The sequence below is a fragment of the Haloimpatiens lingqiaonensis genome (assembly GCF_901447495.1).
In the GTDB taxonomy this organism is placed as follows: domain Bacteria; phylum Bacillota; class Clostridia; order Clostridiales; family Clostridiaceae; genus Haloimpatiens; species Haloimpatiens lingqiaonensis.
In genome coordinates this window covers 1-25,488 of record NZ_CABDWS010000004.1, presented here as the reverse complement: position 1 = coordinate 25,488, position 25,488 = coordinate 1, and the positions used below count along the sequence as shown (strand labels likewise).

Below are 25,488 nucleotides of genomic sequence, written 5' to 3'. Positions count from 1 at the left end.
TCCTCCTTTCCTAGCACCTAGTACCCAATCTTTTACTTCTTACTTAATTATCAATTGTCCATTGTCAATTGTCAATTTTCAATTGTCCCTTAGTTCTTGGCGTATTGTTCACAGTCCAAAATTTCACATTTATCACGGAATTAAAAGCAGATTTTTCCTATAGCACTTACTTCACAATCTATTCTATTTGTTCATTTTAAGTGTGTCTGCTATGGCAGCTATGTTTCCTAATGAAGATAGGGTTTCATTTGGAAGTATAAGCTTGTTAGCAGGGTTTTTAGCCATTTCTTGAAGAGCCTCCACTTGTTTAAGTGCAATTACTCTTTCATCAGTACCAGATTCGATGATAGCTGCATTGACTCTTCTTACAGCTTCTGCTTGAGCCTCTGCTATAGCTCTTATAGCCTCTGCCTTACCTTGTGCTTCTAAAAGTTGAGATTCTTTAAGACCTTCTGCACGTCTTATATTAGCTTCTTTCTCAGCTTCTGCTCCAAGTATTCTAGCTTGCTTTTCTCCTTGTGCCTTTTCTATTTGGCTTTGTTTTTGTCCTTCTGCTTGTAAAATTGTAGCTCTCTTATCTCTTTCTGCTTTCATTTGTTTTTCCATAGCATTTTGAATTTCTGCTGGTGGTATTATATTCTTAATTTCTACTGAAAGTATTTTTATACCATAAGCATCTGTTATTTCATCTACTATTTGTAGAAGTTTATTATTGATTCTATCTCTTCCAGATAAAACTTCATCTAAACTCATATCTCCAACTATGTTTCTCATATTTGTAATAGTTGAATAAACTATACCTGATTTATAATCTTCTATATTGTAAACTGCATCCTTTGCATTTAAAACTTTATAAAAAATAACATTATCTATAGATATATTTACGTTATCTTTAGTTATAACTGTTTGAGGTTGTATATCTAATATTTGTTGCTTTGTAGATATTTTCTTTCTTACATAGTCTGCAAATGGGATTACTAAATGCCAACCTGGTTCTAATATCCTATGAAATTGTCCAAATCTTTCAACCAAAAATACATAACCAGTATTTACAACCTTTATAGAACTCAATAATGTACTTATAACTATAAATAATATAATTATTGTTATAATTTTTCCTGCCATAACTTAAACACTCCTTTTTATATTTTTTTTAATATTGGATTGAGATCATCTTAATAATTATTCTTCCGAAGGTTTTTTTATCTTTTGTATTATAAGTTTATTGCCTTCAATTCCTATTATTTTTAATTTATCACCCCTTTTAATATATTCTCCTTTGTTTTCAACAGTCCAATATATACCATCTAATTTCAAATTTCCTCTAGCTTCTATATCATTTTCAGCTAATAGTTCTCTTCCTATATATCCTTCTTCCATAGTTTTTGTTTTAGGTACAGTTTTTTTGATATTCTTTTTTATAATTGGATAACCTGTGCCCATAAATAAAGCACTGACTACTATAAATACTATGAGCTGGGTAGAAAAAGATAATCCTAATGTTAAACATATTATGGCTGCTATAGCTCCTGCGGTAAACCAAACAAATAAAAATGCACTAGTTAATATATCTATTAGCAGCGTTCCAATTCCAACTATAAGCCATATAACCAGTAAAAACCAATCCATAAAATTCAACCCCTTTCATAAATTATTTTTAAATACCCCTAAGTAAAGTTTCAATATTAATAACTCAACTTTCGCATATAAATTTTAAGTTCTACACTATACAAGGTAAGGAGTAAGAAGTAAAAAATATTACTTACCTACAAATGTTATATTTTAGCACCTAGTACCTAGCACCTAGTACCTAACCTAAGTATTACTTAACTGCAAATTTTATATTTTTATTTTATAACTGTGAAAGTTGAATTAATAATTATTAAATGTAAAATTAACACTTATTTCATAAAATATATATTCTATATTGTTAATTTATATCCTCTAATATATTATGTTATATTAAAATTTATGACATTTATTTAGGAGTATTTCTGCTAAACTTTGATTTATTCATATTATACAGTATGAAACAAAAGATTAAAAGTTTATTCACATTTGATTAAACGTTAATTATTACTATTTAAAGCGTTTTTAATAATTGTACCTATGTTTTGCTTATGTTTTCTAATGTTTTTATCAATTATACTAAACATTAAGTGATTAACCAACTTTCACTCATAAACTTTGAGCTTTACATTATTTTCTTAAATTTAAAATATTAAAACCTCAAAGGAGTTTTTTCCTTCATTTAGTAGGCCATCTCCACCCACAAAGCAAGTACTCTTTAACTGAAAAATCTGCTTTTAATGAAGTGATAAATGTGAAATTTTAGACTATTGAACTAGCCTTAGAACTTCTTTATTTGTCCATTTAAAGCACCGTTAAGAAGTTTTCATTGCCTGAGCGAGGCACGAGTGAGTTTGAAAACTTTAGGGGCTTTAAATGGACAAATATTAGAAGTTCTTGGCGTATTGTTCACAGTCCAAAATTTCACATTTATCACGGAATTAAAAGCAGATTTTTCCTACCGCCTTAATTCTCAATTCTCAACTCTCACCTAGTCTACCAACTTTAATATAAATATGTAGGTAACTTTTTCTTATGTACCATTACATGTTATAATTATAGAAGAATTGATGAAAATACTTATTAAAGTGAAAATAATATTTACTTATAGAATTGGAGTGAGTTCAATGTGCAATGGATTTATAAAATTATCCACCGCCTGCCCTATAACCAATGTAGGCGATACAGATTTTAACTTAAAAAATATAAAATCGTGTATAGATAAAGCTTTAGAAGATAACTCTAAAATTGTAGTTTTCCCTGAGCTTTCAATAACCTCATATACTTGTGCTGATTTATTTAATCAAAAAAAATTACTAATTAAAAGTGAAGAAGCTATAGAAAACCTATGCTTATTTTCAAAGGATAAAGATATATTAATAGCTGTTGGAGCTCCACTATACTATAATTCATGCCTATATAATTGCGCATACATTATATTTAAAGGAGAAGTTCTAGGTATAGTTCCTAAAAGCTACATACCTAATTACTCGGAGTTTTATGAAAAAAGATGGTTTTCTGAGGGACTTGGAATAATAAATAAACATGTTAACTTAAAATTTCAAAATGAAATTCCCTTTGGAACAAATTTAATTTTTACTTGTGGAGATTTAAAATTTGCAGTAGAAGTTTGTGAAGACCTTTGGGTTACAATACCTCCTAGCAGCTATTTAAGTCTGCTTGGCGCTAATATTATAGGAAATCTTTCCTCTTCTAATGAATTGGTTAGCAAAGCTTCCTATAGAAAAAATTTAATTTCCAATCAAAGCGCTCGCTGCATGTGTGCCTATGCCTATGCATCCTCTGGAGTGTTTGAATCCTCTACAGATTTAGTTTTCGGAGGCCATCTTTTAATAGGTGAAAATGGAAATATCCTAAAAGAAAATAATAGATTCAATAGAGAAAATGAAATTATAACTTCTATAGTAGATCTAGACAGGTTAATAGCTGAAAGACTTAAAAATATATCCTTTAGAGATGGAATTAAATTATGTCCCTTTGATGCTTTAGAAATTCCTTTCCAATTTTCAAATTTAAATTTAGGTGAATTTACAAGGTACATAGATAAGCATCCTTTTGTACCTAAAAACATTGATGAAAGAAGTCTAAGATGTAGTGAAATTTTTAATATTCAAACTGCTGCCTTAGCTAAAAGATTAGCTCATACTAACTTAAAAAAAGCTGTAGTAGGTATTTCTGGCGGCTTAGACTCTACTTTAGCCCTTTTAGTTGTATTAAAGACTTTCCGTCTTCTAGGAATTCCAAGTGAAAACATAATAACTATTACTATGCCTGGCTTCGGAACTACAGATAGAACCTATAACAATGCAGTATCTCTTTGCAAAAAGCTGAAAACAGATTTTAGAGAAATTAATATAGTGGATGCTTGTGTACAGCATTTCAAAGATATAAATCACCCTGTAGAAAATCACGATGTAACCTATGAAAATGTTCAAGCAAGAGAACGAACTCAAATACTTATGGACATTGCCAATAAAGAAGGCGGATTACTAATAGGTACTGGAGATTTATCTGAATTGGCTTTAGGCTGGTGCACATATAATGGTGATCATATGTCCATGTATTCTGTAAACTGCTCTGTGCCTAAAACACTGGTTAGATATTTAGTAAGATATGTAGCAGAAAAGGAAGTACCTGAGGATATATCTAATATACTTATTGATATACTAGAAACTCCTGTAAGTCCTGAACTGCTTCCTAAGGATAAAAATGGTGAAATAACTCAAAAAACAGAGGATATAGTAGGTCCTTATGAGCTTCATGATTTCTTCCTATATCATTTCATCAAAACAGGAACTACTAAAGAAAAATTGCTATTCCTTGCGGAAAATGCATTTAAAGAAGATTATGATAAAGAAACTATAGATATGTGGCTAGAAAAATTCATAAAAAGATTTTTCACTCAACAATTTAAGCGTTCTGCCCTACCTGATGGTCCAAAGGTAGGTTCCATAAGCCTTTCACCTCGAGGCGATTGGAGAATGCCATCCGACGCCAGCTTTAACAGCTTTCTATAACTATTAGTTAACCCTTAAAACTTATAAAACCACCCTTGCCTTTTCCACTGAACCATAACTGGAAAAGGCAAATTTCTTTACCCACCTATCACTCTAGCTTCCCTAATCTCTAGCCAACTAGCCCACTAATTTCTGGCACTCTAGCACTCTGGCCAACTAGCCCACTAAATTCTAGCACTCTAGCACTCTAGCCAACTAGCCCTCTAATTTCTGGCCCTCTAGCACTCTGGCCAACTAGCCCTCTAATTTCTGGCCCTCTAGCCCTCTAGCCAACTAGCCCTCTAATTTCTGGCACTCTAGCACTCTGGCCAACTAGCCCACTAAATTCTAGCACTCTAGCACTCTAGCCAACTAGCCCACTATTTATACAGGTCTACCACCAACCCAGTTATCTCATCAATAGTACTAGCTATATTTAAATTTTCAATTTGCTCATTCAAAATAGCATTAGTAATTTCCTCCAACTTCATATCCACCGTTTCCACAGTTATAAAATATTGAGTTTGCCAAAAGCTTATGTCCTTTTCTACCTTATACATATGTGATAACACTGATTGTAAATATTCCTTTATAAGATTTTTATAAGCCTTCACATCTCTATAAGATTTAGTAATGGCCAATCTATTCCCTTTTTTCTTTATATTATCAAGTAGTTCTTTCATTTCCTTTTGGGATTTTTGCTGCCTTGCAAAATTAAAATTTTGTGAAAAATCCTTTTTACTTTTAATCTCGTGTTTTTCTTGTGAAATTCCTACATTTCTTCCTACTCTATTTATCTCCACAATTTCACCTCTATTCTAATATATTCAACTTTCACAGATATAAAACTACAATCCTTCTCTAAATAATATTCGTATTAAACATAAGTTTCTTCACTTACTAAATTGATTATTCAACTTTCTTAGTTATAAACAGAGCTCTTAGCTTCAGATGGATGAGTTTTTACTCCAACTGAAGCTAAGAAATCGTTATCCAGGGACTTAGCTGCCGTTATCTCCCACTTTGTTAGAAGTGGGAGTGTTACGACAGGGAGTCATCGGATAAAATTTATATGCGAAAGTTGAGTTATTTAAAAATAAATTAAACTTCTAATCATTTGCACATATAAAAACTGCAAGGTATAATTAATTCTGTGAGGTGAATTTTATGAAAAAACTTTTAACCATGTATTGGACCTTTTTCAAAATAGGCGCCTTTACCTTTGGCGGGGGCTATGCAATGATTCCCCTTATAGAGGCTGAAGTTGTCACTAGACGAAATTGGATCTCAAAAGAAGAATTTGTAGATATAATTGTAATTTCTCAATCCTTTCCAGGGGCTCTTGCAGTAAACTGCTCCACCTTTATAGGATATAAACTAGGCGGTCTCATGGGAGCAATACTTGCTTTACTTGGGGTCATAATGCCTTCATTTTTTATTATACTTGTAGTGGCTGCCCTATTTGTGGAATTTAGAAACAACTACATAATTGATTTAATTTTCAAGGGTATAGGTGCTGCTGTACCAATCCTAATATTAGTGGCCATAACCAGTCTGTTCAAGTCAGTAAAAAAAACCTACATAAATTATATAATTATAATATTATCCATTATTGCCATAGCTGTATTTAAAGTAAGCCCTATATGGGTGGTAATATGTTCTGCACTATACGGCATAATTTTCTTAAGAAAGCAGGTGGAATAATGAGATTATTAATAGACATATTCTTAACTTTTTTAAAGATAGGTGCTTTTAGTTTTGGCGGTGGATACGCCATGCTTCCATTGATTCAAAAGGAAATAGTTGAAAACCATCATTGGATTAATTTTGATACATTTAAAGATATAATAGGCGTATCTCAAATGACTCCAGGTCCTATAGCAATCAATTCCGCCACCTTTGTAGGGTACAAAGTAGCTGGAATAAAGGGAAGTTTTTTTGGAACATTAGGTGTTATAACTTTTTCTTTTATATTAGTCACCATAGCCACTCATTATGCTATGAAGTTTAAAGATTCCGCTCTATTAAAGTCAGCCCTTTTAGGTATGCGTCCTGCTTTAGTTGGGCTTATAATCGCAGCATTTATCCAACTAGGCAAGGATTCTTACGTTGAAATACGAGCTATTTTAATTGGAATTATAATAGCTGTTTTATCTTTTAAAACAAAAATTCATCCAATTTTGATTATAGTAATTTCAGGAATACTAGGCGTAATTCTCTATGGAATATAAGAATAATTGTGACGTTGTCACAATTTTCAGTGGGCCAAAATTAGTGGGCTAGTGGACTAGTGGGCTAGTGGGCTAGTAAAAGATAGCTAACATAATTTCACGTTGTGAAATTGTGTTAGCTATCTTTTAGGCTTAAATTAAATCTTTTATTGGCGACAGCCAGACTAAATATATAAATATTAAATATCAAATATCAAATAATGTGGATTTTCTTCATTTTACTCAGAAAATCTTTAATTTATAAAAAAGAAAGGGCTAGTCAGCCCGCAGACCGATAGATTGCAAAAATAGTTATACTTTCACTTATCCCATAGAACCTTAATAACTTTAATAAATAATTTTCAATTGCATTTCTATTTTAAGTTTTCACGAAAAGTAGGTTACCCCAACCATCTTCTATAATAAATCTTTCATTATAAATCAGCGGGCTACGCAAAAAAAACTTTCTAAATGCTAAACTTCTGACTTTTTACCTATTACTTAATTCATGCTTCCTCCACAAATTCTAATTTAAGAAATTCCATAGGAATTTCAACATTAATTGATATTTGATATTTAATATTTGATATTTAATATTTCTATATTCTCGCTGGCTATGGCCAATAAAAGATTTTTTAAACCTAAAAGAAAAGATATAACTACCTTGTTTGATAAAACAGTTATATCTTTTCTTACTATACCCTTATTCATATTCAATTAAAGATTTTCCGTAACGCAGTGGAGGAAAATCCTCATTCACTAGCCAACTAGTCCACTGGCACACTGGCACACTTAAGTCATAAATTGCGGCACTTATGCCGCAATTTATGCTTATGCTGCTTGTTCTTCTGTTTTGTTTTCGTGTTGTGGTCTGTTGTATTTCTTCATAAATACTACCAACAACATTACTGATGCTATTGTATATATAACTGCTGTAACATAGTAAGCTTTTGAATATCCGTTTGGTTGTAAGAACAAGAATTGTTTTCCAAATATTCCAGCTACTACTTGTGCGATACCTTGCGCTACATATATAACCGCATTATAAACCGGTCTAGCTTCTTTAGTTACAAATTCCATTGGTAGAGCCTGTTGTACTGGCTGAGATGCATTCATGAATCCTGATCTCAAGAATAAACCAGTTCCTACTGCCATTACCATATGACTTCCAAATGCTGCTCCATTTGCTATAAGCAACATAAATGGTATTGATATTAATGCTAGTCCACCTAGAGACACAACTCTTCCCATTTTCTTAACAATCCATGGTGATACAAATATAAATATTACCATTGCAAAATATTGATAAGAAATAAGTGATGAAATAGTTGCTCTATCTATTCCCATTCTGCTTAAGAATACTGAGAAGTAAGGAGTTATTAATGATGCTCCAAGTCTTATTAAGAATGAGAAAAGTACAAATAATATAATATATTTATTTAAGAATGCTTTCCAATTCATTTTTTCTTTTGTTTCCTTCTTGACTTTCTTATAGTCTTGAGGAACTTCTTTTATTAATAATATTGGTATAAGTGATATTGCTGCTACTATTGCATATATTAATAAAGCATCTTTATGAGCTCCAACATATGCCTGTAATTGTGTAGGATTAAATTCAGCTATTTTTTCTGTTAGTGCTTTTGCCTCTCCGTATCCTACTCCTAATCTAGAAGCAAATCTATTAGCAATTAATTTTCCACCTGACCATGTTCCAACAACCATACCTGCTATGTTTGTCCATAGTGTTGTTGAAAATATTTTTTCTCTATTTTCTTCTGTAGTATAACAGCTTAAGAATGGTGATAATATAGCATCAAACATACATACACCTATCATTATTATTGATGCCGCTATAGCTACTAGCATAACTGAACTTGACTTAGTTATTAAGAATGTACCACCTATAAAAGCTATAGGTGAAAATGCTAAAACTTTTTTGTATCCCAATTTAGGTACTATTAATAATAGGGCTGCTCCACCGTAGAAGCCTATTCCCATTATTATTGACATACTAGCAGCTATTCCCTTTGTAGCTGCAGATGCGTCAAGGAATGTAACCATTGTATCAAGAGCTACTCCACCTAGAATTCCCATAAATATGTAGGATATTATAAACATCCAACTATTAAAACTAGATCTTTTTCCCATTTCCATGTTTTTGCTCCCCCCCGATTAATCTTAACGATTAAAATCTTAAAAACATTTATATATTTAATTTTTCATATTAAAGGATTTATTGTAATAATTTCAACTGCATAATATTTGGTTTCATAATTCCATGTTAGGCCTAAATGTGAATCCTGAAATCAATTACAATATAATATATTTTGTTTAGAAAAGCAACACTTTGTCAAATAGTAGCATAATTGATTTTACAAAGTTAGACACATGCTTTTTTCTAAAAATATTTTAATATTGAATAAAAGTTTAACAACTATTATCCGTTGGTGGCATATATATAAAAGATATTGTTTTCCTTATAAAAACACACCTCCTACACAAACTCAGTAAATCCAAAGCAAACTTTCTTAAATCTTTAACGATAATTCCACAAAAATAAGTGCTTTACTATTGAATTATACAAATTCACCTATTGCAAATTTGTTATTTTTTTTCGAATTTATTACAACTTTTTTACAAGAAATATTAACTTATATAAAAAATTTTAAAAAAACTTTGTTGTTTTTAATTCATTTATATATTTTTTTAACAGTAATAAGCAAAACTCATACCTTATTCTTACAATTTTTTATGCTTAATAAGCAAATTTAAGAATATTGTGACGCTGTCACAATTTTCAGTGGGCTAGTGTGCTAGAGGACCAGAGGGCTAGAGAAGGATAACATAATTTGACAACGCGAAATTATGTTATCTTTCTTTTTGGACTTAGCTTAAATCTTTTATTGGCGATAGCCAGACTAAATATATAAATATCAGATATCAAATATCAAATATCAAATATCAAATATCAAATATCAAATATCAAATATCAAATAATGTGGATTTTCTTCATTTTATTCAGAAAATCTTTAATTTATAAATAAAAAAGCGCTTATAATCTTTTAGGCGGAGCCTTTCGAAAAGTTATATGATACTTATTAAAATAAAATAGTAATTAAAATTCCATTCATTTTGCCGTAAGGCATTTGTTTGTATAAATCTTTCATTATAAATCAGCGGGCTACGCCAAAATAATTTTTTAAGTGCTCAACTTTTTACTTCTTACCTCTTACTTAATTCTCAATTGTCCATTGTCACTTCTTACTTCCTCCACTAATTCTAATTTAAGAAATTCCATAGGAATTTCAACATTAATTGATATTTGATATTTGATATTTAATATTTCTATATTTTCGCTGGCTACCGCCAATAAAAGATTTTTTAAGCCCTTAAAAGAAAAGATATAACTACTTCATTTAATAAATCAGTTATATCTTTTCCCACTATACCATTGTTTATATTCAATTAAAGATTTTCCATAGCAAAGCGGCGGAAAATCATCCTTTAGTAGGCCGTTCTCTCCCGTGACGATATATGCATGAACTGAAAAATCTGATTTTAATGGAGTGATAAATGTGAAATTTAGGACTATTGAACTAGCCTTAGAACTTCTTTATTTGTCCATTTAAAGCACCGTTAAGAAGTTTTCATTGCCTGAGCGAGGCACGAGTAAGTTTGAAAACTTTAGGGGATTTAAATGGACAAATATTAGAAGTTCTTGGCGTATTGTTCAAGTTCAAAATTTCACATTTATCACGGAATTAAAATCAGATTTTTCATATGCACTTACTTCACAATATATGCATAATGTGTTATAATTACCTAAGTTGTTATATACAAAGGGGAGTAGCAAAAGTAGCAATACTTTAAACTGTTCGTCATTACGGCTTAGCCCGGACAGTTTACTCTAACACTCGAGTTTGCAAGACCTTTGTCCTAATACTCCTTAGGACAAAGGTCTTTTTTATATAACAAATTAAAAATTTTATAATAAATTATCCAATTATATTAAATAATATGAAAGAGGTGAATTATATGTGGTACAAAAAAAGTAAAGAGGAAACCATAAAAGAACTGGATACAAATATTTCTACTGGTCTTTCCTCAGAAGAAGTCGAAAAAAGAAAGGAAAAATATGGTTTAAATCAGCTAGCTGCTAAAAAACAAAAAAGCCTTTTCAAGATGGTTTTTGAACAACTGAATGATATATTAATATACATACTTTTAGCTGCTGCTGTAGCCTCTGGTTTTTTAGGGGAAATAAGCGACTCTATTATAATAGGAATAGTTATAATAATTAATGCAGTAGTAGGAGTTATTCAAGAATCTAAAGCTGAAAAAGCTCTTGACGCTCTTAAAAAACTTTCCACCCCTAAGGCCTTGGTTAAACGTAATGGAGAAGTAAAAGAAATTTCTTCCACAGAAGTAGTTCCTGGTGATGTGGTAGTACTTGATGCTGGTAGATTTATCCCTTGTGACTTAAGACTTGTGGAAACTGCAAACCTAAAGGTTGAAGAATCTGCCCTTACAGGAGAATCTGTTCCAGTAGAAAAAAATGCTGATCTTACATTAAATGAGGAAGTTCCTTTAGGTGACCAAAAGAACTCAGCATTTATGTCCACACTTGTAACCTATGGAAGAGGTCTTGGCGTAGCTGTAGGTACAGGAATGAACACTGAAATAGGTAAAATAGCAAAAATGCTTGACGAAAGTGGAAATGAGCAAACTCCTCTTCAAAAGAAACTTGAGGAATTGGGAAAAGTTTTAGGTATAGGTGCTCTAGCTATATGTGGAGTTATGTTTGTGGTTGGATTGCTTCAAAAGAGACCTGTATTTGAAATGTTTTTAACCTCTATAAGCTTAGCTGTAGCAGCTATTCCTGAAGGACTTCCTGCTATAGTTACCATTGTACTTGCTATGGGCGTTCAAAAGATGATAAAGAGAAACGCTATAGTTAGAAAATTGCCTGCAGTAGAAACCTTAGGTTCAGTAAACATTGTTTGCTCAGATAAAACGGGTACTTTAACTCAAAACAAAATGACTGTTACAAAATTCTTTGCAGATGATTCATTATACAATATTGAAGATTTAAACCCAGAAAATCCTGTGCAAAAACTTCTTATGGAAAACTTAGTGCTATGTAATGATGCTACTTTCTCTACAGATTCAGAGACTGGAGACCCAACAGAAATAGCACTACTAGCTGCAGGAAATAAATTTAACATACTTAAGGAAGATTTAGATGCTACTCATACAAGAGTAAATGAAATTCCATTTGATTCTGATAGAAAATTAATGACTACTGTAAATAAATACGGTGACAAGTATTACGTAATGACTAAAGGTGCTATAGATAATTTACTTACTATAATTAACAAAGCATATATAAATGGTGAATTAGTAAACCTTACTGAAGATCTTAAAGATCAAATAATAAAAGCTTCCTATGCAATGTCTGAGGATGCTTTAAGAGTTTTAGGAGCAGCTTATAAGGTTATAGATTCTCCTGATATATCTATAGAAGATTTAGAAAAAGATCTAACATTTATTGGTCTAGTAGGAATGATAGACCCTCCAAGACTAGAAGTTAAAGATTCTATAGCTTTATGTGAAAGTGCTGGCATTAAAACTATAATGATTACTGGTGACCATAAAAAGACTGCTTTTGCCATAGCTAAAGAATTAAATATAGCTACAGATGAAAGTCAATCCATATCTGGTATGGAGTTAGATAAACTATCTCAAGAAGAGTTAAATGAAAAGGTAGATAATTTAAGAGTATTTGCAAGGGTTTCCCCAGAACATAAGGTTATGATAGTAAAAGCCTTTAAGTCAAAGGGCAATATAGTTTCTATGACTGGTGACGGAGTAAATGATGCTCCTTCATTAAAAGCTGCTGACATAGGTGTTGCTATGGGTATAACTGGTACAGACGTTGCCAAAGGTGCTGCAGACATGGTACTTACAGATGATAACTTCTCTACCATAGTTAAAGCTATTGAAGAAGGTAGAAATATATTTAATAATATTAAAAAATCAATATTGTTCCTGCTTTCATGTAATATAGGTGAGATAATAAGTATATTCCTTTCAGTACTTTTAAAGTGGCCTACTCCACTTATACCAATACACATTTTGTGGGTTAACCTTATAACTGATACATTACCAGCTCTTTCTCTTGGTGTTGACCCTGGTGACCCTGGAGTTATGGATTATAAACCTAGAAACCCTAAAGACAGCTTGTTCAAAGGTTCTACTGTAAGCTTAATAGGAAATGGAATACTTATAGGCTTGTTAACATTAACTGCTTTTGTAGTAGGAATTAAAGTTTACACTAAATCTGGTGTTTTATTCCCATTACTACCAGAAGTTATTGACCCAGATGCACTAGAGCATGCTCAAACTATGTCTTTTGTTGTGTTAAGTGTATCTCAATTAGTTCACTCATTAAATATGAGAAACGAAAATAAATCCATATTCCAAATAGGATTATTTACAAATAAACTTTTAATAGGTTCAATACTTATAGGTATATTCCTACAGGATGTTATAATAACAGTTCCATTCCTTGCTAATATATTTAAAGTACATGACCTTAACGCTATGGATTGGTTATTTGTATCCATACTAAGCTTAATGCCTCTACTAGTTAATGAAATAGTTAAAGCGGTTAAAAGAGCAAGAAATAAATAACAAAGACTTAGATAAAATATCAAAGAATAAATATCAAATAACAAAGTTAAAATATAAAATTTTAATAATAAAATTAAAGTTCAAAAATTAACTATTAAATAACGGAAAATCAAATAACTAAAAATAGGAAATATGTTTTGCCAAATTCACTAAACATCTCTACATATGTTTAGAAATGATCCCGCAAAATATATTTCCTATTTTAATTATTAATTCAATTTTCGCATATAAATTCTATATAAAAGTAAGGTACTAAGTGCTAGGTACTAGGTACTAGGTAATAACTCAATTGTCACCTGTCAACTGTCAATTGTCAATTGTCAATTCTCAAAGCTTTCCTCCAGCGCCTTCACAAACTTAACCAAGTACTCTTCCTCTAAATCTCCAAACCTATTTAACTCCGGACTATCTATATCTAAAACGCCGAAAACTTGGCCATTTTTCATTATAGGAATTACTATTTCTGAATTGCTTTGACAATCACAAGCTATGTGCCCAGGGAAATTGTGTACATTTTCAACTCTTACAACTCTTTTTTCCTGCACTGCAGTACCACATACACCCTTGCCAACTTTTATTCTATTACATGCAGGTCTTCCCTGAAATGGCCCTAAAACCAATTCACCATCCCTCATTATGTAAAATCCTGCCCAGTTTATCCTATCTAATATAACATTAATTATGGCTGAAGCATTGGATAAATTAGCTATTAAATCCTCTTCTGAACTAATTTGTCCTTTTAATAACATAACCATATATTTATATTTTTGCTCTAAAGTCATCTTTTCAATTCCATCTAATTTAAACATGAGTTAGCTCACTCCCCTTCTATAAGTACATATTACTCTATTAAGTACATTTTGCTATGTTCTTAACAACTAAAGGTATCCTCCTTATAGTGAATTCTTCTTCCACTTGCTTACCTAAAGTGGGGTCTTTTGATTAAAATAATTGCAAATAATAATATAAACTTTCATATAAAATACTAAATTCCGTACTCCTTAGAAAGCTCCACATAATGCTGTGCTGACTTTTTAATACCCTCTATTTCCTCTTCTGTAAGTTCTCTCACTACCTTTGCAGGAACTCCCATGCATAAAACTCCTGAAGGTATTTTCTTATTTTGAGTCACTAAACTTCCAGCTCCTATTATGGTATTTTCACCTATTTCAGCGCCATTCAATATGGTAGCACCCATACCCACTAAAACATTATCTTTTACTATGCATCCATGTATTATAGCTCTGTGTCCTACAGTAACTCCATCCCCTATGATGCAAGGTTTATCCACATCCACATGAACTACAGAATTATCCTGTATATTTGTATTCCTTCCTATGTAAATTTTATTAGTATCTCCCCTTAAAACCGCTCCATACCATATATTAGCGCCCTCTTCTATGGTTACATCACCTATTATATCCGCTGAAGGAGCTATAAAAGTTTCATCCTGTATATTAGGATTTTTGTCCTTAAAATTAGTTAACATACATATTCCCCCTCTCCTAAAATCTTTTAATTAATTCTAATATATACAAAAATCTTTTACAAGGTATTTATTATTTATTCAACTTTCGCAGTTATAAAATCATAATTATCTTTTTAGTATTATAACAAAAGATATGAGCAATGCTCAATGTAATAATGATACTTGATTATTGGTCATTGATTTTAATAACTTATTTACTATTATATCTATAAAAAAAACTAGAGCATTACATTCAAAATAAATGCCCTAGTTTTATAGTTTAATTTTAGCAATCTGTTATTACTGAATTTACAGATTCCTTTACTCTCTTCTTCTTTTGAACATATATATAAAAAGGAATTCCCATCACTGCAAGTAATAATCCGTATAAACATACTTCCATGCCTGAACCTGCCATAGCCCAAAATACATATATTAATCCTAGACAAGGTATTATACACTTTTTAATAATTGTTTTTAAATCCATTGCTTTATTTTCTCTTATCATTAATTTTATTTCTGCAGCTGCTGCAAAAGCGTAAACAGGCAAGTATGCCACTGTAGCCAAGAGCATTATGAAATTAAATGCAGAAAGCATAGATTTTGTATAATTCATAAGTAAAAGTATATTTGTAAGTATAGATCCTATTATTAAGGAAGCATGTGGTGTATTGTATTTTGGATGAACCTTTGCAAATATAGGAGGGAATATTCCACCCTGTCCTGCTGCATAAGAAACACGAGCTGTTGCAAAAATCCAACCAGTGGTAGTACCTATCACACTTATAATAGAAGCTACTAATATAAATTTAGTAATTCCACTGCCTAAAAATCTAGAAAATATTTCTATAATAGGTGCTGAGCTTTTAGCTAACTCTTCTTGTGGTATAGCCCCCATAGCTCCAATGCTTATAAGTATATATACTACTATAGCTATTAAAATTCCAAAAATAGTACTTAATTTAATATTTTTCTCAGGATTCTTTATTTCACCTGCTGCTACAGAAGCACTTTCAAAACCTGTAAAAGCCCAAAGTGTACATGCCATAGCTGCTGGTAAAGTATTAATGCCTCTTCCTTGTGGAAAGGCTGGTTTTAAAAATTCTGGATTAAAGTAGTACGCTGTTATAACTATAAATACAAAAAATAAAGCTATCTTAAATATAGTAATGGCTGTTTGAATTGCACTAGCCTTTTTAACTCCCATTATATTAATTATTGTAAATATCCATAAAATGCTACTTGTATATATAAAAGATAAAAATGCATTTCCTGATATAGCCGGTATTAAAGCTCCAGTATAACTAGCTACTGATGTTATTATAGCTGCATTACCTATCCACGAAGCATTCCAATATAACCATGCATTTAAAAATCCAATAAAATCTCCAAAAGCCTCTTTTGGATATTCGTAAGGTCCACCTGTTTTAGTTATTTTAGATCCTAAATTTGCATAGGATAAAGCTAAAAATATGGAACCTATACCTGTTAATATCCACGCCAGTATAGTTGCACCTGTACCTGATGTATTTGCCAAAGTAGCAGGAAGCATAAATATACCTGAACCAATCATATTTCCTGCAACCAACATAGTAGCAGTTAAAAGACCCATTTGTTTTTTAAGTGACATTTCCTTTTTCATCTTAAGCTTATCAACCTCCGTATTTAAAAATTAATATGCTTAATTTATCACAGTAAAGTGCCCTATGTCAATAAAAAAATGCATATTTTTTCACTAAAAATTATAATTATAATTTGAGGATAAATGAGAGGTAAAAAGTAAGAAGTAAGAGTTTAGGATAAAACTCAAAGAGTTTTTTTATAATTAATTTTTTAAGAACTCTTGCTTAAAGGACTGATAATTACGCAGACCGATAGATCGCAAAAGTAGCTATACTTTCACTTACCCCATAAAACCTAAATAAGTAATTTCAAATTGCATTTTTATTTTGAGTTTTTACCTATTGTCTTGTTTTACCATTACATTTATTTAATTAAAGATTTTCCATAACACAGTGGAGGAAAATCCTCCTTAACTCTTACTTCTTACTTTTACCTTTTACCTATTACTTAATTCTCAATTGTCACTTCTTACTTTCTCCACAAATTCTAAACCTAAGAAATTCCATAGGAATTTCAACATTAATTGATATTTGATATTTGATATTTCCATATTTTACCTAGATATCGCCAATAAAAGATTTTTTAAGCCCTTAAAAGAAAAGGTATAACCACTTCATTTAATGAATCAGTTATACCTTTTCCCACTATACCATTTATTTAATTAAAGATTTTCCGTAACGCAGTGGAGGAAAATCATCCTTCACTTTTACTTCTTACTTTTTACCTTTTACTTAATTCTCAATTGTCAATTGTCCATTGTCCATTGTCAATTGTCCATTGTCAATTCTCAATTGTCCATTGTCAATTCTCAATTTTTACTTCTTTTACCTATAGCAATTCATATCCGTTTCTTCCTTAAGCTTTTTAAAATTAACTTCTTCTAACTCTCTAATGAGTTTTTTTTGAACTCCCATCAATGCATGATGTACTGCACATTTTCCATTTTTGTTGGCATTGCATTCCTGTGGGGAATAAGTGCATCTATTTATGCATATGGGCCCTTCTACCGCTTCTATAACATCTTTTAAAGTGATATTTTCTGGAGCTCTTCCTAAAGAATATCCGCCCTTTACGCCTCTATAAGATTTAACTATACCTGCACTCTTAAGTTTCCTAAGCAGTTTTAATAAAAATCTCATAGGTATGGATTGTCTCTCTGATATAACCCTTGCTTCTAAAATTTTCCCTTCCCCTGCTACAGTTAAACATAACACTGCTCTTATAGCGTAATCTGTTTCTTGAGTTATATTCATATTTTCACTCCTATTTAACATAATTATATGGAATTCACAATCTTCTATAAGTTAGTGGCTCAAATTTCGCATATAAACAGAGCTCTTAGCTTCAGATGGAGTTTTTACTCCAACTGAAGGTTAGCGATCGTTATCTAGGGACGTAGCTGCCGTTAACTCCCACTTTTTACCTATTACTTATCTGCAAATTTTATAACTGCCAAAGTTATAAAGATAATTATTCAAATAGATTAGACATCATTTCAAACATAAAGTCGTAAAAATCCTTAACTTTGCTATCTTTTTCTGGAATTTTTATTTCCATTTTCTTATCTAAATCAAAAAGTACCATGTCTATGTTATAATCCATTCTCATTTCTTCTAGTATTAAATCCATACTTATCTTTTCACTAACTACATAGTTATCCTTAACTCCAAATTGAACCGTAACTCCCTTTTCTCCTATAGTTTTAGGCATTTTATCTACATTTTCTAAACTTTTTTTGTAATCAACCTTACCCTTATCATCTTTTACAAGAACCTTATCTAATACAGATTCTAGTTGTGTTCTTCTTTTTTTATCTGATAAAAAGGCTTTTAAAAATTTCTTAAAACCAGCATCATCTATTTTCATTTGGTATACATCAACCTTTTCCTTTTTACCATTTATATCTATTTCCTTTTTTCCTTCATTTGTAAGTATTTTTTTACCATTTTCATCTATATATCCCTTTACTAACTGGCTTAATCCTTCTTGTAAATTTGTCATGCTTTCAGCCATGTCCTTGATTTCGTTTTGAGGCATTGCTGATGCTGCATTTCCTGCTTCCTTATTCATTTTTTCTATAGTATCTTTACCTATATATAAATAATCTATATTTTTCTCCTTTAACTTCATTTCAGTTTTTAATTCTTCTGGAAGCTTTATGAATATTTTATAATCTTCTTTATCCATATCCACAGAGGATATCATATTAAGTTTTATCTTTTGTCCTAAAATATTATAGTCAATATTCATATCCATTTTTGCATTTTTATTTTTTTCTGTAATTGTACGACCATCTATTTTCATATCCAAATTTTGTAAAGCTTCCATACCCGCAGCTGCATTTTCCTTTGCTGAAACCTTAACCTTATAATCCGCCTTAAAAGCATAGGATTTTAGATTTGAAGTATTGTCTATTGCTTTAAATAATTTATCACCAGCTCCACATCCTCCTAATAAGAATGTAACTAATGATAAAATAAGCATTGAAGTAATTAACTTAATCTTTTTCATGAAATTTCCCTCCTATTTCGTATATAATTACAATTATACCAGAATAATATATAAATACATATATATTTTAAAGTTTTTCTAATTCTATATATTATATGTGAAAATTAAAATAAAGATTTTTAATTTTCATTTTTTATATGCTCACTGCAAAAGTTAAATTAATTACTAATATGATTTGGAAATTAATTACTATCACATATCTATTATATACTTCAAAAATAAAAGATAATAATAGGTATTTATAATAAATTCTCTATAAATTCTTGTTTAATAAAACCTTGCTAATTTGAAATTGTATTGTTTCTATCTTATAATACAACATATGGTATGTTTTTTTATGCTATTTACTATATATAGTATAAAATCCGGGTATAATAAAGATATTAAATGGAGGTGAAAAGCTGGTGATACCAGCTATTGTATGAATGATATAAAAGATTTATTTAAAAGAGTATTTACAAAAGATTTGGAAAACAATAAGGATAAAAATGTTTACGACCTTTTTCAGTGGAAAAAAACAGATGTAATTTTAAAGGATCACAAAAGCGGCAAAATATTATTGGAAATGAAAGACCTAGAGTTTCCAATACACTATTCACAAAATGCCTGCGATATTATAGCTTCAAAATATTTTAGAAAATCAGGCGTTCCTAATAAATTAGGTTATGAAAACAGCATGAAGATGCTTTCCCATAGATTGGTAAGCTTTTGGTGTGAATCTTTAAAAGAGGAAAAAATTATAGAAACAGAAGAAGAAGCCTCCATATTTTATGATGAAATGGTCTTTGGACTTTTAAATCAAATGTATGCCCCTAATTCTCCTCAGTGGTTCAATACTGGCTTATCATTATGCTACGGAATCAATGGAAATAAGCAAGGAAATTATTATTTTGATAAAACATTAAATAAAGTTGTAGAAAGTGCGGATTCTTATACTAGAACCCAAGCTTCTGCATGCTTTATATTGTCTATAGAGGATAAACTTCTTGGTAAGCGCTCCATTTCAGATCACTTTGTAACTGAAACTAGATTGTTCAAAGGCGGTTCTGGTACTGGAACTAACTTTTCTGCTATAAGGGCTAAAAATGAAGAACTTTCAGGCGGCGGTGTTTCTTCTGGTCTAATGAGTTTTTTAAAGGCCTTGGATAGAAATGCAGGAGCCATAAAATCTGGCGGTACCACAAGACGTGCTGCTAAAATGGTTTCCCTAGACATAGATCACCCTGAAATTATGGACTTCATTAATTGGAAGGCAAAAGAAGAGCAAAAGGTAAGAGATTTAGGTAAAATGGGCTATGACACTAGCTTTGAAGGAGAAGCTTACGAAACAGTTTCAGGTCAAAACGCCAATAACTCCATAAGGTTCTCAGATTCCTTTATGCAAAAGGTTGAAAACTTAAATAATAATCCAGAGGCAACCATAGAATTAAAAGGTAGGGTGGATGACTCCGTTAATAAAGAAGTATTGGTTAAGGATTTGTGGAATTCCTTTAATAAATGTGCTTGGGAATGTGCAGAACCAGCTTCCCAATTTGACGACACCTTCAATGCATGGCATACATGTCCTGCAGGAGAAGATGGTAAATTTGGAGCAAAACATAATAGAATCAACGCCACTAATCCATGCGGAGAATATGCTTTTTTAGACGATACCTCCTGCAATCTAGCCTCTATAAACATATATAAATTTTATGATCATAATAAAAAGAAATTTAAAGTGGATGAATATATTCATTTAGTAGGTCTTATACAATTACTATTAGAGGCATCAATAAATTGGGGACAGTTTCCTACAGAAGAAATTGCCAGAAAAACTCATATGTTTAGAACCACTGGCCTTGGCATTGCAAACATAGCTTCCCTATTTATGGTTATGGGGTACCCCTACGATTCAGATGAGGCTAGACATATGTCCTCTGCCCTTACAGGTATATTAACGGGACATTCCTATTATGTATCCTCATTGATGGCAAAAAAAATAGGAGCCTTCCCTAAATATGAAATAAATAAAAAATATATGCTTAAGGTTATAAGAAATCACTGCAGAGTTGCTGGTGCCTTAAAAGATAATTTTGAAGACTTAAACTATGTACCTTTTAAAGTTAATCATGATATTTTAGAAAAAATGGGACTTGATTATATAGGTAATAATTTAAAGGATAGCTTTAAAAAAGCATTAGAATGTGGTGAAAAATTCGGCTATAGAAATGCTCAGGTATCTGTCATAGCGCCTACAGGTACTATATCCTTGGCTATGGATTGCGGTGCAACTTCCATAGAACCATATTTTAGTCACTTTGTGTATAAAAAGCTTTCTGGCGGCGGATACATGACCATTGTAAACCCTGTTATAGAAGATTCTCTTGAAAGCTTAGGATATTCCTCTAATGAAATAAAAGAAATTATAGATTATATATTGAGAAAAGAAACGGTGGTAGAAGACGGATTCCAATATGAAAAAATAGTGGATGGAAAAATAGAAGGCGCACCACATCTTAAGGAAGATCATTTACCTATTTTTGATACAGCCAATGTTTGTGGCAGCGGAAAGAGATATATTTCCTACAGGGGTCATGTGCTTATGATGGCAGCCTTAACTCCACTTATTTCCGGATCCATATCAAAAACCGTTAATCTTCCAAAGGAAGCTTCAGTGGAGGATATTAAAAATGTAATATTAAAATCCTGGAAGCTTGGGGTAAAAGGAATTTCTATATATAGAGACTCCTCAAAGGTAAGCCAGCCTCTTAACAACACTCTAACGGATTCCAAAGAAAAATCCTTAGAAGACCTAAATTACCAAGAGTTGTTGCAAAAGGCAAAAGGTTTAACTGAAGAAATAGACACTTTAAAATATGAGCATAAATATTCCACAAGACATAAACTCTACGGAATACGTCAAGGTAAAACTCATCCTGCTCAAATAGATAATGTAAAAATTTACACCACAGTAAATAGAAATGAATACGGTGAAATATCAGAAATATATATAACCACTGATAGAGAAGGTACTACCATAATGGGACTTTTAAACTCTCTTTCAAAGTCCTTATCTGTAATGCTTCAATATCATGTACCACCAAAGGATATTTCTGCCATGTTAAGGGGACAGATATATGAACCTTATGGATTTGTACAAAAACACCCATATATAAAATACGTATCCTCTATTTCAGATTTAGTAAGTAAAATAATCGATATAGAAGTAGGCGACTACAGCAGATGTCAAGTAAAACCAGAATACTTAGATAATGACACTTCTGAGGGCTCTAAAGGACTTTTAGGAAGTTTAGACTTAAATGCCCTTGGCGGTAAATCTAAGTCTGGCTTAGACGTAAAAGAAAATAAATCAAAGGAAATTAATACTGCAAAAACTAGTGATGAAAGCTTAAACTCTAACAACTTAGAAAATATAAAATATAATCTAAAAAATATAAAAACTAATAATAATGGAAGTGATCAAACCTCCAATGATGCTAAAATAGAAGGTGAAAGACTTTATACAGAAACCTGCCCTAATTGCTCCAGTAACCGAATGGTTCAAAATGGAACCTGTAAAGTATGCCTAGACTGCGGATCCACTACGGGATGCTCGTAGAATTGAGAATTGACAGTTGACAATTAACAATTGACAATTGAGTAAGATATAAAAAGTAAGAGGTATAACTACCTCTTACTTTTTACTTAATTATTAATAATTAATTATTAATTATTAATTATTAATTGCTAATGAATCTCACACCCTGTCTTATGTTCAAATATCTTCTTAATTTCCTCAAACACTTCTAAATCTATGGCCTCCTGTGGCTTTAAGGTTACTGACAAATTAAATGGACTAAAGGCTGGATTCTTTTTTAGCAAAATTCCTCTTTCATTACAAAGTTTCAATGCTATGGTGATAATTTCATTTTGATTGCAGGAAGTTGATATTTTTATATTCCAGCCTATGTTTTCTGAAATATCCTTTAATTTATCTAAATATCGCTGCCCTACCATAGGAGTTATAAAAACCAGCTCCATATACCTTTGATTTGATATATTTTTTATGCTCTTTTTATAGGGTCTAAACTCTTCATCCATAAAACTATCATCTAAATACTTTATAGCTGCATTTTGTTCCATTTCATTTTTATTTGATGTTTTTATTATATCTTCCATTTCAAGTTTATCTTTGCTACCATTGAATCCAGTTTTCATTTCTAATTTCATACCAGTATTTTTATTAAATTCATCAATTTTATTCTCAATATCCCTTTCACTATATTTTTGCATAAATAAACTTTCATTATATAAATCCAATATAACCTTATGCTCATCTAATTTATAGGATATTTTTTTTATATATGAAGATTCAAATAAATTTTTTAATAAAAATTCTACTGCATTAGTATTAACGCTATCACCTATGGTTATATCCCAAGAAAATTCCTCTTTAAAATCCTCTATTAATTGATATATATCCTTTGAAACGGTATTGGGAAAATTAAAATAAAGCACAACTTTCTTTTTATCCATTATTAAACCAGCTTTTTTATAATTAAATTTTCCAAACCTCTCCTGAATCAGTTGTGATATTTCATTAGGTTTTAATCCTTCCTTTTTTAGGCTTTTCTCCACATTATCTAAACTTTCAGCCTTAAATAAAAATAGTCTTCTTTCATCTGGTTCAAAATAAGGGGAATTTAAGATAAGCTTTTGTACATTGACTATTTTATCTTCCATAAATGCTTTTTTTCCTGTCCAAATATAATAAAGCTCTTCCACTGTAAAAAGTCTATCTTGGTATATTTCTCTTACATATTCCCAAAGCTCTTTTATATTATCTTCCCCTAAAACTTCATGATTTTTCATAGCTTTTAAAGGAGCCCTTTGAAGCTGCTTTCTTTTATTTTTAATATCTATATTATAGGTTTCTCCGCTTTCTGGAGTGTATATTCTCCCTCTACTCTCCTGCATAAGTTCTTTTGCAAAGTTTCCTATTATTTCTCTTTCACCGTGAACTAAAAAAAGTTCCTTAGGCTGCAATCTCTCTACTACTCCTTTAATTTCACTCTTGTCTCCATGAGCAGACAAGCCTACCTTCTCTATATGACACTTTACAGGTAAGATTTTACCATTAATTTCAAGTTCCTTCTCTTCCTGCTCACTTAGTAAATTTAAAAGCCTTCTTCCCGGTGACTCCTCATCTTGATACCCGCTTATAACTATATATCCATTTTCCATAGAACATATTTTTTCCGCATAAACAGGACTCCATCCACCAGTCAACATGCCCGAGCTAGCAATTATTATAGAAGCTTCACTACTATTTAATATGCCCTCCCTAATTTCTTTATTATCCACGGCAATTATATTATCATCATAAAAAGGCTCTGTACCCCTTAATATCTTTTTTCCTAAAGAATTTCTAAGATATAGAGGATTTCTTTTGTACACAGCATTTATATTTTTCACCATACCATCCACATAAATTTTAGCCTTCTGAATCTCTCCTTTATTCATAGCCTTTTTAAGCATCAGTATTATTTCCTGTGCTCTACCTAATGCAAAGGATGGAATGAGCATTTTACCCTTATTTCCTATACATTCTTTGGCTAAATCTACAAGTCTTTTTTCCTCTACCTGCCTATTAGAATGAAGTTTGTCCCCATAGGTACATTCTAAAATAGCTACATCGGGCCTAAGCTTAGGAAATTTTGCCCCCTCTACAGTATTTTGTGAAAACAATGAAAAATCCCCTGAATAAAACAATGCCCCTTCAGGTGTCTTAATGTACACACAAGAAGCTCCTGCTATGTGTCCAGCATTGTAAAATACTATTTTAATATCTTCAAACATTTCAAATTCTACACCATAATTTATGGTAAAAATTCTATCAAGCATATCCTCCACATGATTTTCTGCATAAAGGGGAATCTCACTTTCTCTGCTGTTCATAATCTTTAAACTGTCATACAAAAGCACTCTAGTTAAATCTTTTGTCATATTATTCATATATATTCTGGCATTAGGGTATTCATTGCTTATTATTGGCAGAGAACCTATATGGTCCATATGTGCGTGACTTATTACTATAGCATCTACCCCGCCTTTTTCCTGTATAGTTCTAAAATCAGGTAATGGATCCTTGCTGGCACTTTGTCTTATACCACAATCCAGCAATATATTCTTATTACAAACCCTTAAAAGTATAGAGCTAGCACCTACTTCACCAGCTCCTCCTAAAAAGCTAATATTCATAAAATTTTTCTTCCTTCCCTTCTATAGATACTTATATATATTTATTAAATTTTTAACTTTTCCAGTATAAATTTTAAAATTAAATTTAAATAAATAAAATTTTACTCATAAAATTTTATAGTAATTAATAATTATGTACATTTTTTTACATTATTAT

16 protein-coding genes are annotated in these 25,488 nt (G+C 31.1%); 5 read left to right on the top strand and 11 right to left on the bottom strand.

The genetic code is table 11. The features are described 5' to 3' along the window. Positions 1–183: 183 nt before the first annotated feature. Both FGK85_RS01465 and FGK85_RS01460 read right to left on the bottom strand, forming a co-directional pair. Positions 184–1,125, bottom strand: a complete 942-nt coding sequence (locus FGK85_RS01465; protein ID WP_138203075.1) for an SPFH domain-containing protein — start codon at positions 1,123–1,125, stop codon at positions 184–186. A gap of 57 nt (positions 1,126–1,182) precedes the next feature. Continuing rightward, a complete protein-coding gene (locus FGK85_RS01460; protein WP_138203073.1) occupies positions 1,183–1,629 on the bottom strand; it encodes an NfeD family protein in 447 nt (148 codons plus the stop codon). A gap of 1,067 nt (positions 1,630–2,696) precedes the next feature. On the opposite strand from FGK85_RS01460, the gene FGK85_RS01455 reads away from it, so the two are divergent. Beyond that, positions 2,697–4,607 carry an NAD(+) synthase gene (locus FGK85_RS01455; protein WP_138203070.1) on the top strand — a complete coding sequence of 637 codons (1,911 nt, stop codon included), beginning with the start codon at positions 2,697–2,699 and terminating at the stop codon, positions 4,605–4,607. A 359-nt stretch (positions 4,608–4,966) separates the two neighbouring features. Here the strand turns inward: FGK85_RS01455 and FGK85_RS01450 are convergent, their stop codons facing one another. Continuing rightward, positions 4,967–5,389 (bottom strand): YaaR family protein, encoded by a 423-nt coding sequence (locus tag FGK85_RS01450; protein WP_138203068.1) that lies wholly within the window; start codon positions 5,387–5,389, stop codon positions 4,967–4,969. A 364-nt stretch (positions 5,390–5,753) separates the two neighbouring features. On the opposite strand from FGK85_RS01450, the gene FGK85_RS01445 reads away from it, so the two are divergent. Next, entirely contained in the window at positions 5,754–6,290 is a 537-nt protein-coding gene (locus FGK85_RS01445; RefSeq protein ID WP_138203066.1) for a chromate transporter, read from the top strand. Beyond that, positions 6,290–6,817, top strand: coding sequence for a chromate transporter (locus FGK85_RS01440; protein ID WP_138203065.1), 528 nt, complete (start codon positions 6,290–6,292; stop codon positions 6,815–6,817). Before FGK85_RS01445 ends, FGK85_RS01440 begins: the two co-directional genes overlap by 1 nt. Before the next feature lie 555 nt (positions 6,818–7,372). On the opposite strand, the gene FGK85_RS15230 is transcribed toward FGK85_RS01440, so the two are convergent. Both FGK85_RS15230 and FGK85_RS01435 read right to left on the bottom strand, forming a co-directional pair. Further along, positions 7,373–7,513 carry a hypothetical protein gene (locus FGK85_RS15230; protein ID WP_171011296.1) on the bottom strand — a complete coding sequence of 47 codons (141 nt, stop codon included), beginning with the start codon at positions 7,511–7,513 and terminating at the stop codon, positions 7,373–7,375. Between the two features lie 114 nt (positions 7,514–7,627). Beyond that, the gene (locus FGK85_RS01435) at positions 7,628–8,950 is read right to left on the bottom strand and encodes an MFS transporter (protein ID WP_138203064.1); all 1,323 of its coding nucleotides are present in this window, start codon (positions 8,948–8,950) and stop codon (positions 7,628–7,630) included. Between the two features lie 1,881 nt (positions 8,951–10,831). Here FGK85_RS01435 and FGK85_RS01430 point away from each other — a divergent pair. Then, positions 10,832–13,489 (top strand): cation-translocating P-type ATPase, encoded by a 2,658-nt coding sequence (locus tag FGK85_RS01430; protein WP_138203063.1) that lies wholly within the window; start codon positions 10,832–10,834, stop codon positions 13,487–13,489. A gap of 320 nt (positions 13,490–13,809) precedes the next feature. On the opposite strand, the gene FGK85_RS01425 is transcribed toward FGK85_RS01430, so the two are convergent. The 5 genes from FGK85_RS01425 to FGK85_RS01405 form a co-directional block, all read right to left on the bottom strand. Continuing rightward, positions 13,810–14,298 carry a GAF domain-containing protein gene (locus FGK85_RS01425; protein WP_138203062.1) on the bottom strand — a complete coding sequence of 163 codons (489 nt, stop codon included), beginning with the start codon at positions 14,296–14,298 and terminating at the stop codon, positions 13,810–13,812. Between the two features lie 176 nt (positions 14,299–14,474). Next, complete coding sequence (locus FGK85_RS01420) at positions 14,475–14,978, bottom strand: gamma carbonic anhydrase family protein (protein ID WP_138203060.1); 504 nt, start codon at positions 14,976–14,978, stop codon at positions 14,475–14,477. 265 nt (positions 14,979–15,243) lie between these two features. Next, a complete protein-coding gene (locus FGK85_RS01415) occupies positions 15,244–16,599 on the bottom strand; it encodes an APC family permease (RefSeq protein WP_138203058.1) in 1,356 nt (451 codons plus the stop codon). 805 nt (positions 16,600–17,404) lie between these two features. Then, entirely contained in the window at positions 17,405–17,833 is a 429-nt protein-coding gene (locus FGK85_RS01410; RefSeq protein ID WP_138203056.1) for an RrF2 family transcriptional regulator, read from the bottom strand. A gap of 217 nt (positions 17,834–18,050) precedes the next feature. Continuing rightward, positions 18,051–19,091, bottom strand: coding sequence for a hypothetical protein (locus FGK85_RS01405; protein WP_138203054.1), 1,041 nt, complete (start codon positions 19,089–19,091; stop codon positions 18,051–18,053). A gap of 421 nt (positions 19,092–19,512) precedes the next feature. On the opposite strand from FGK85_RS01405, the gene FGK85_RS01400 reads away from it, so the two are divergent. Then, entirely contained in the window at positions 19,513–22,689 is a 3,177-nt protein-coding gene (locus FGK85_RS01400; RefSeq protein WP_138203052.1) for a vitamin B12-dependent ribonucleotide reductase, read from the top strand. Positions 22,690–22,817: 128 nt separating this feature from the next. Here FGK85_RS01400 and FGK85_RS01395 read toward each other — a convergent pair whose 3' ends face one another. Next, positions 22,818–25,331: an MBL fold metallo-hydrolase gene (locus FGK85_RS01395; RefSeq protein ID WP_138203050.1), complete on the bottom strand. Its 2,514-nt coding sequence runs from the start codon at positions 25,329–25,331 to the stop codon at positions 22,818–22,820. Between the last annotated feature and the right edge of the window lie 157 nt (positions 25,332–25,488).

What these genes read in the sequence shown, in the direction of transcription:
- FGK85_RS01400 (WP_138203052.1), top strand. Translation starts at nt 19,513, where the DNA reads ATGAATGATATAAAAGATTTATTTAAAAGAGTATTTACAAAAGATTTG.
- FGK85_RS01420 (WP_138203060.1), bottom strand. Translation starts at nt 14,978, where the DNA reads ATGTTAACTAATTTTAAGGACAAAAATCCTAATATACAGGATGAAACT.
- FGK85_RS01435 (WP_138203064.1), bottom strand. Translation starts at nt 8,950, where the DNA reads ATGGAAATGGGAAAAAGATCTAGTTTTAATAGTTGGATGTTTATAATA.
- FGK85_RS01430 (WP_138203063.1), top strand. Translation starts at nt 10,832, where the DNA reads ATGTGGTACAAAAAAAGTAAAGAGGAAACCATAAAAGAACTGGATACA.
- FGK85_RS01460 (WP_138203073.1), bottom strand. Translation starts at nt 1,629, where the DNA reads ATGGATTGGTTTTTACTGGTTATATGGCTTATAGTTGGAATTGGAACG.
- FGK85_RS01410 (WP_138203056.1), bottom strand. Translation starts at nt 17,833, where the DNA reads ATGAATATAACTCAAGAAACAGATTACGCTATAAGAGCAGTGTTATGT.
- FGK85_RS01415 (WP_138203058.1), bottom strand. Translation starts at nt 16,599, where the DNA reads ATGAAAAAGGAAATGTCACTTAAAAAACAAATGGGTCTTTTAACTGCT.
- FGK85_RS01445 (WP_138203066.1), top strand. Translation starts at nt 5,754, where the DNA reads ATGAAAAAACTTTTAACCATGTATTGGACCTTTTTCAAAATAGGCGCC.
- FGK85_RS01425 (WP_138203062.1), bottom strand. Translation starts at nt 14,298, where the DNA reads ATGTTTAAATTAGATGGAATTGAAAAGATGACTTTAGAGCAAAAATAT.
- FGK85_RS01405 (WP_138203054.1), bottom strand. Translation starts at nt 19,091, where the DNA reads ATGAAAAAGATTAAGTTAATTACTTCAATGCTTATTTTATCATTAGTT.
- FGK85_RS01465 (WP_138203075.1), bottom strand. Translation starts at nt 1,125, where the DNA reads ATGGCAGGAAAAATTATAACAATAATTATATTATTTATAGTTATAAGT.
- FGK85_RS01455 (WP_138203070.1), top strand. Translation starts at nt 2,697, where the DNA reads ATGTGCAATGGATTTATAAAATTATCCACCGCCTGCCCTATAACCAAT.
- FGK85_RS01440 (WP_138203065.1), top strand. Translation starts at nt 6,290, where the DNA reads ATGAGATTATTAATAGACATATTCTTAACTTTTTTAAAGATAGGTGCT.
- FGK85_RS01395 (WP_138203050.1), bottom strand. Translation starts at nt 25,331, where the DNA reads ATGAATATTAGCTTTTTAGGAGGAGCTGGTGAAGTAGGTGCTAGCTCT.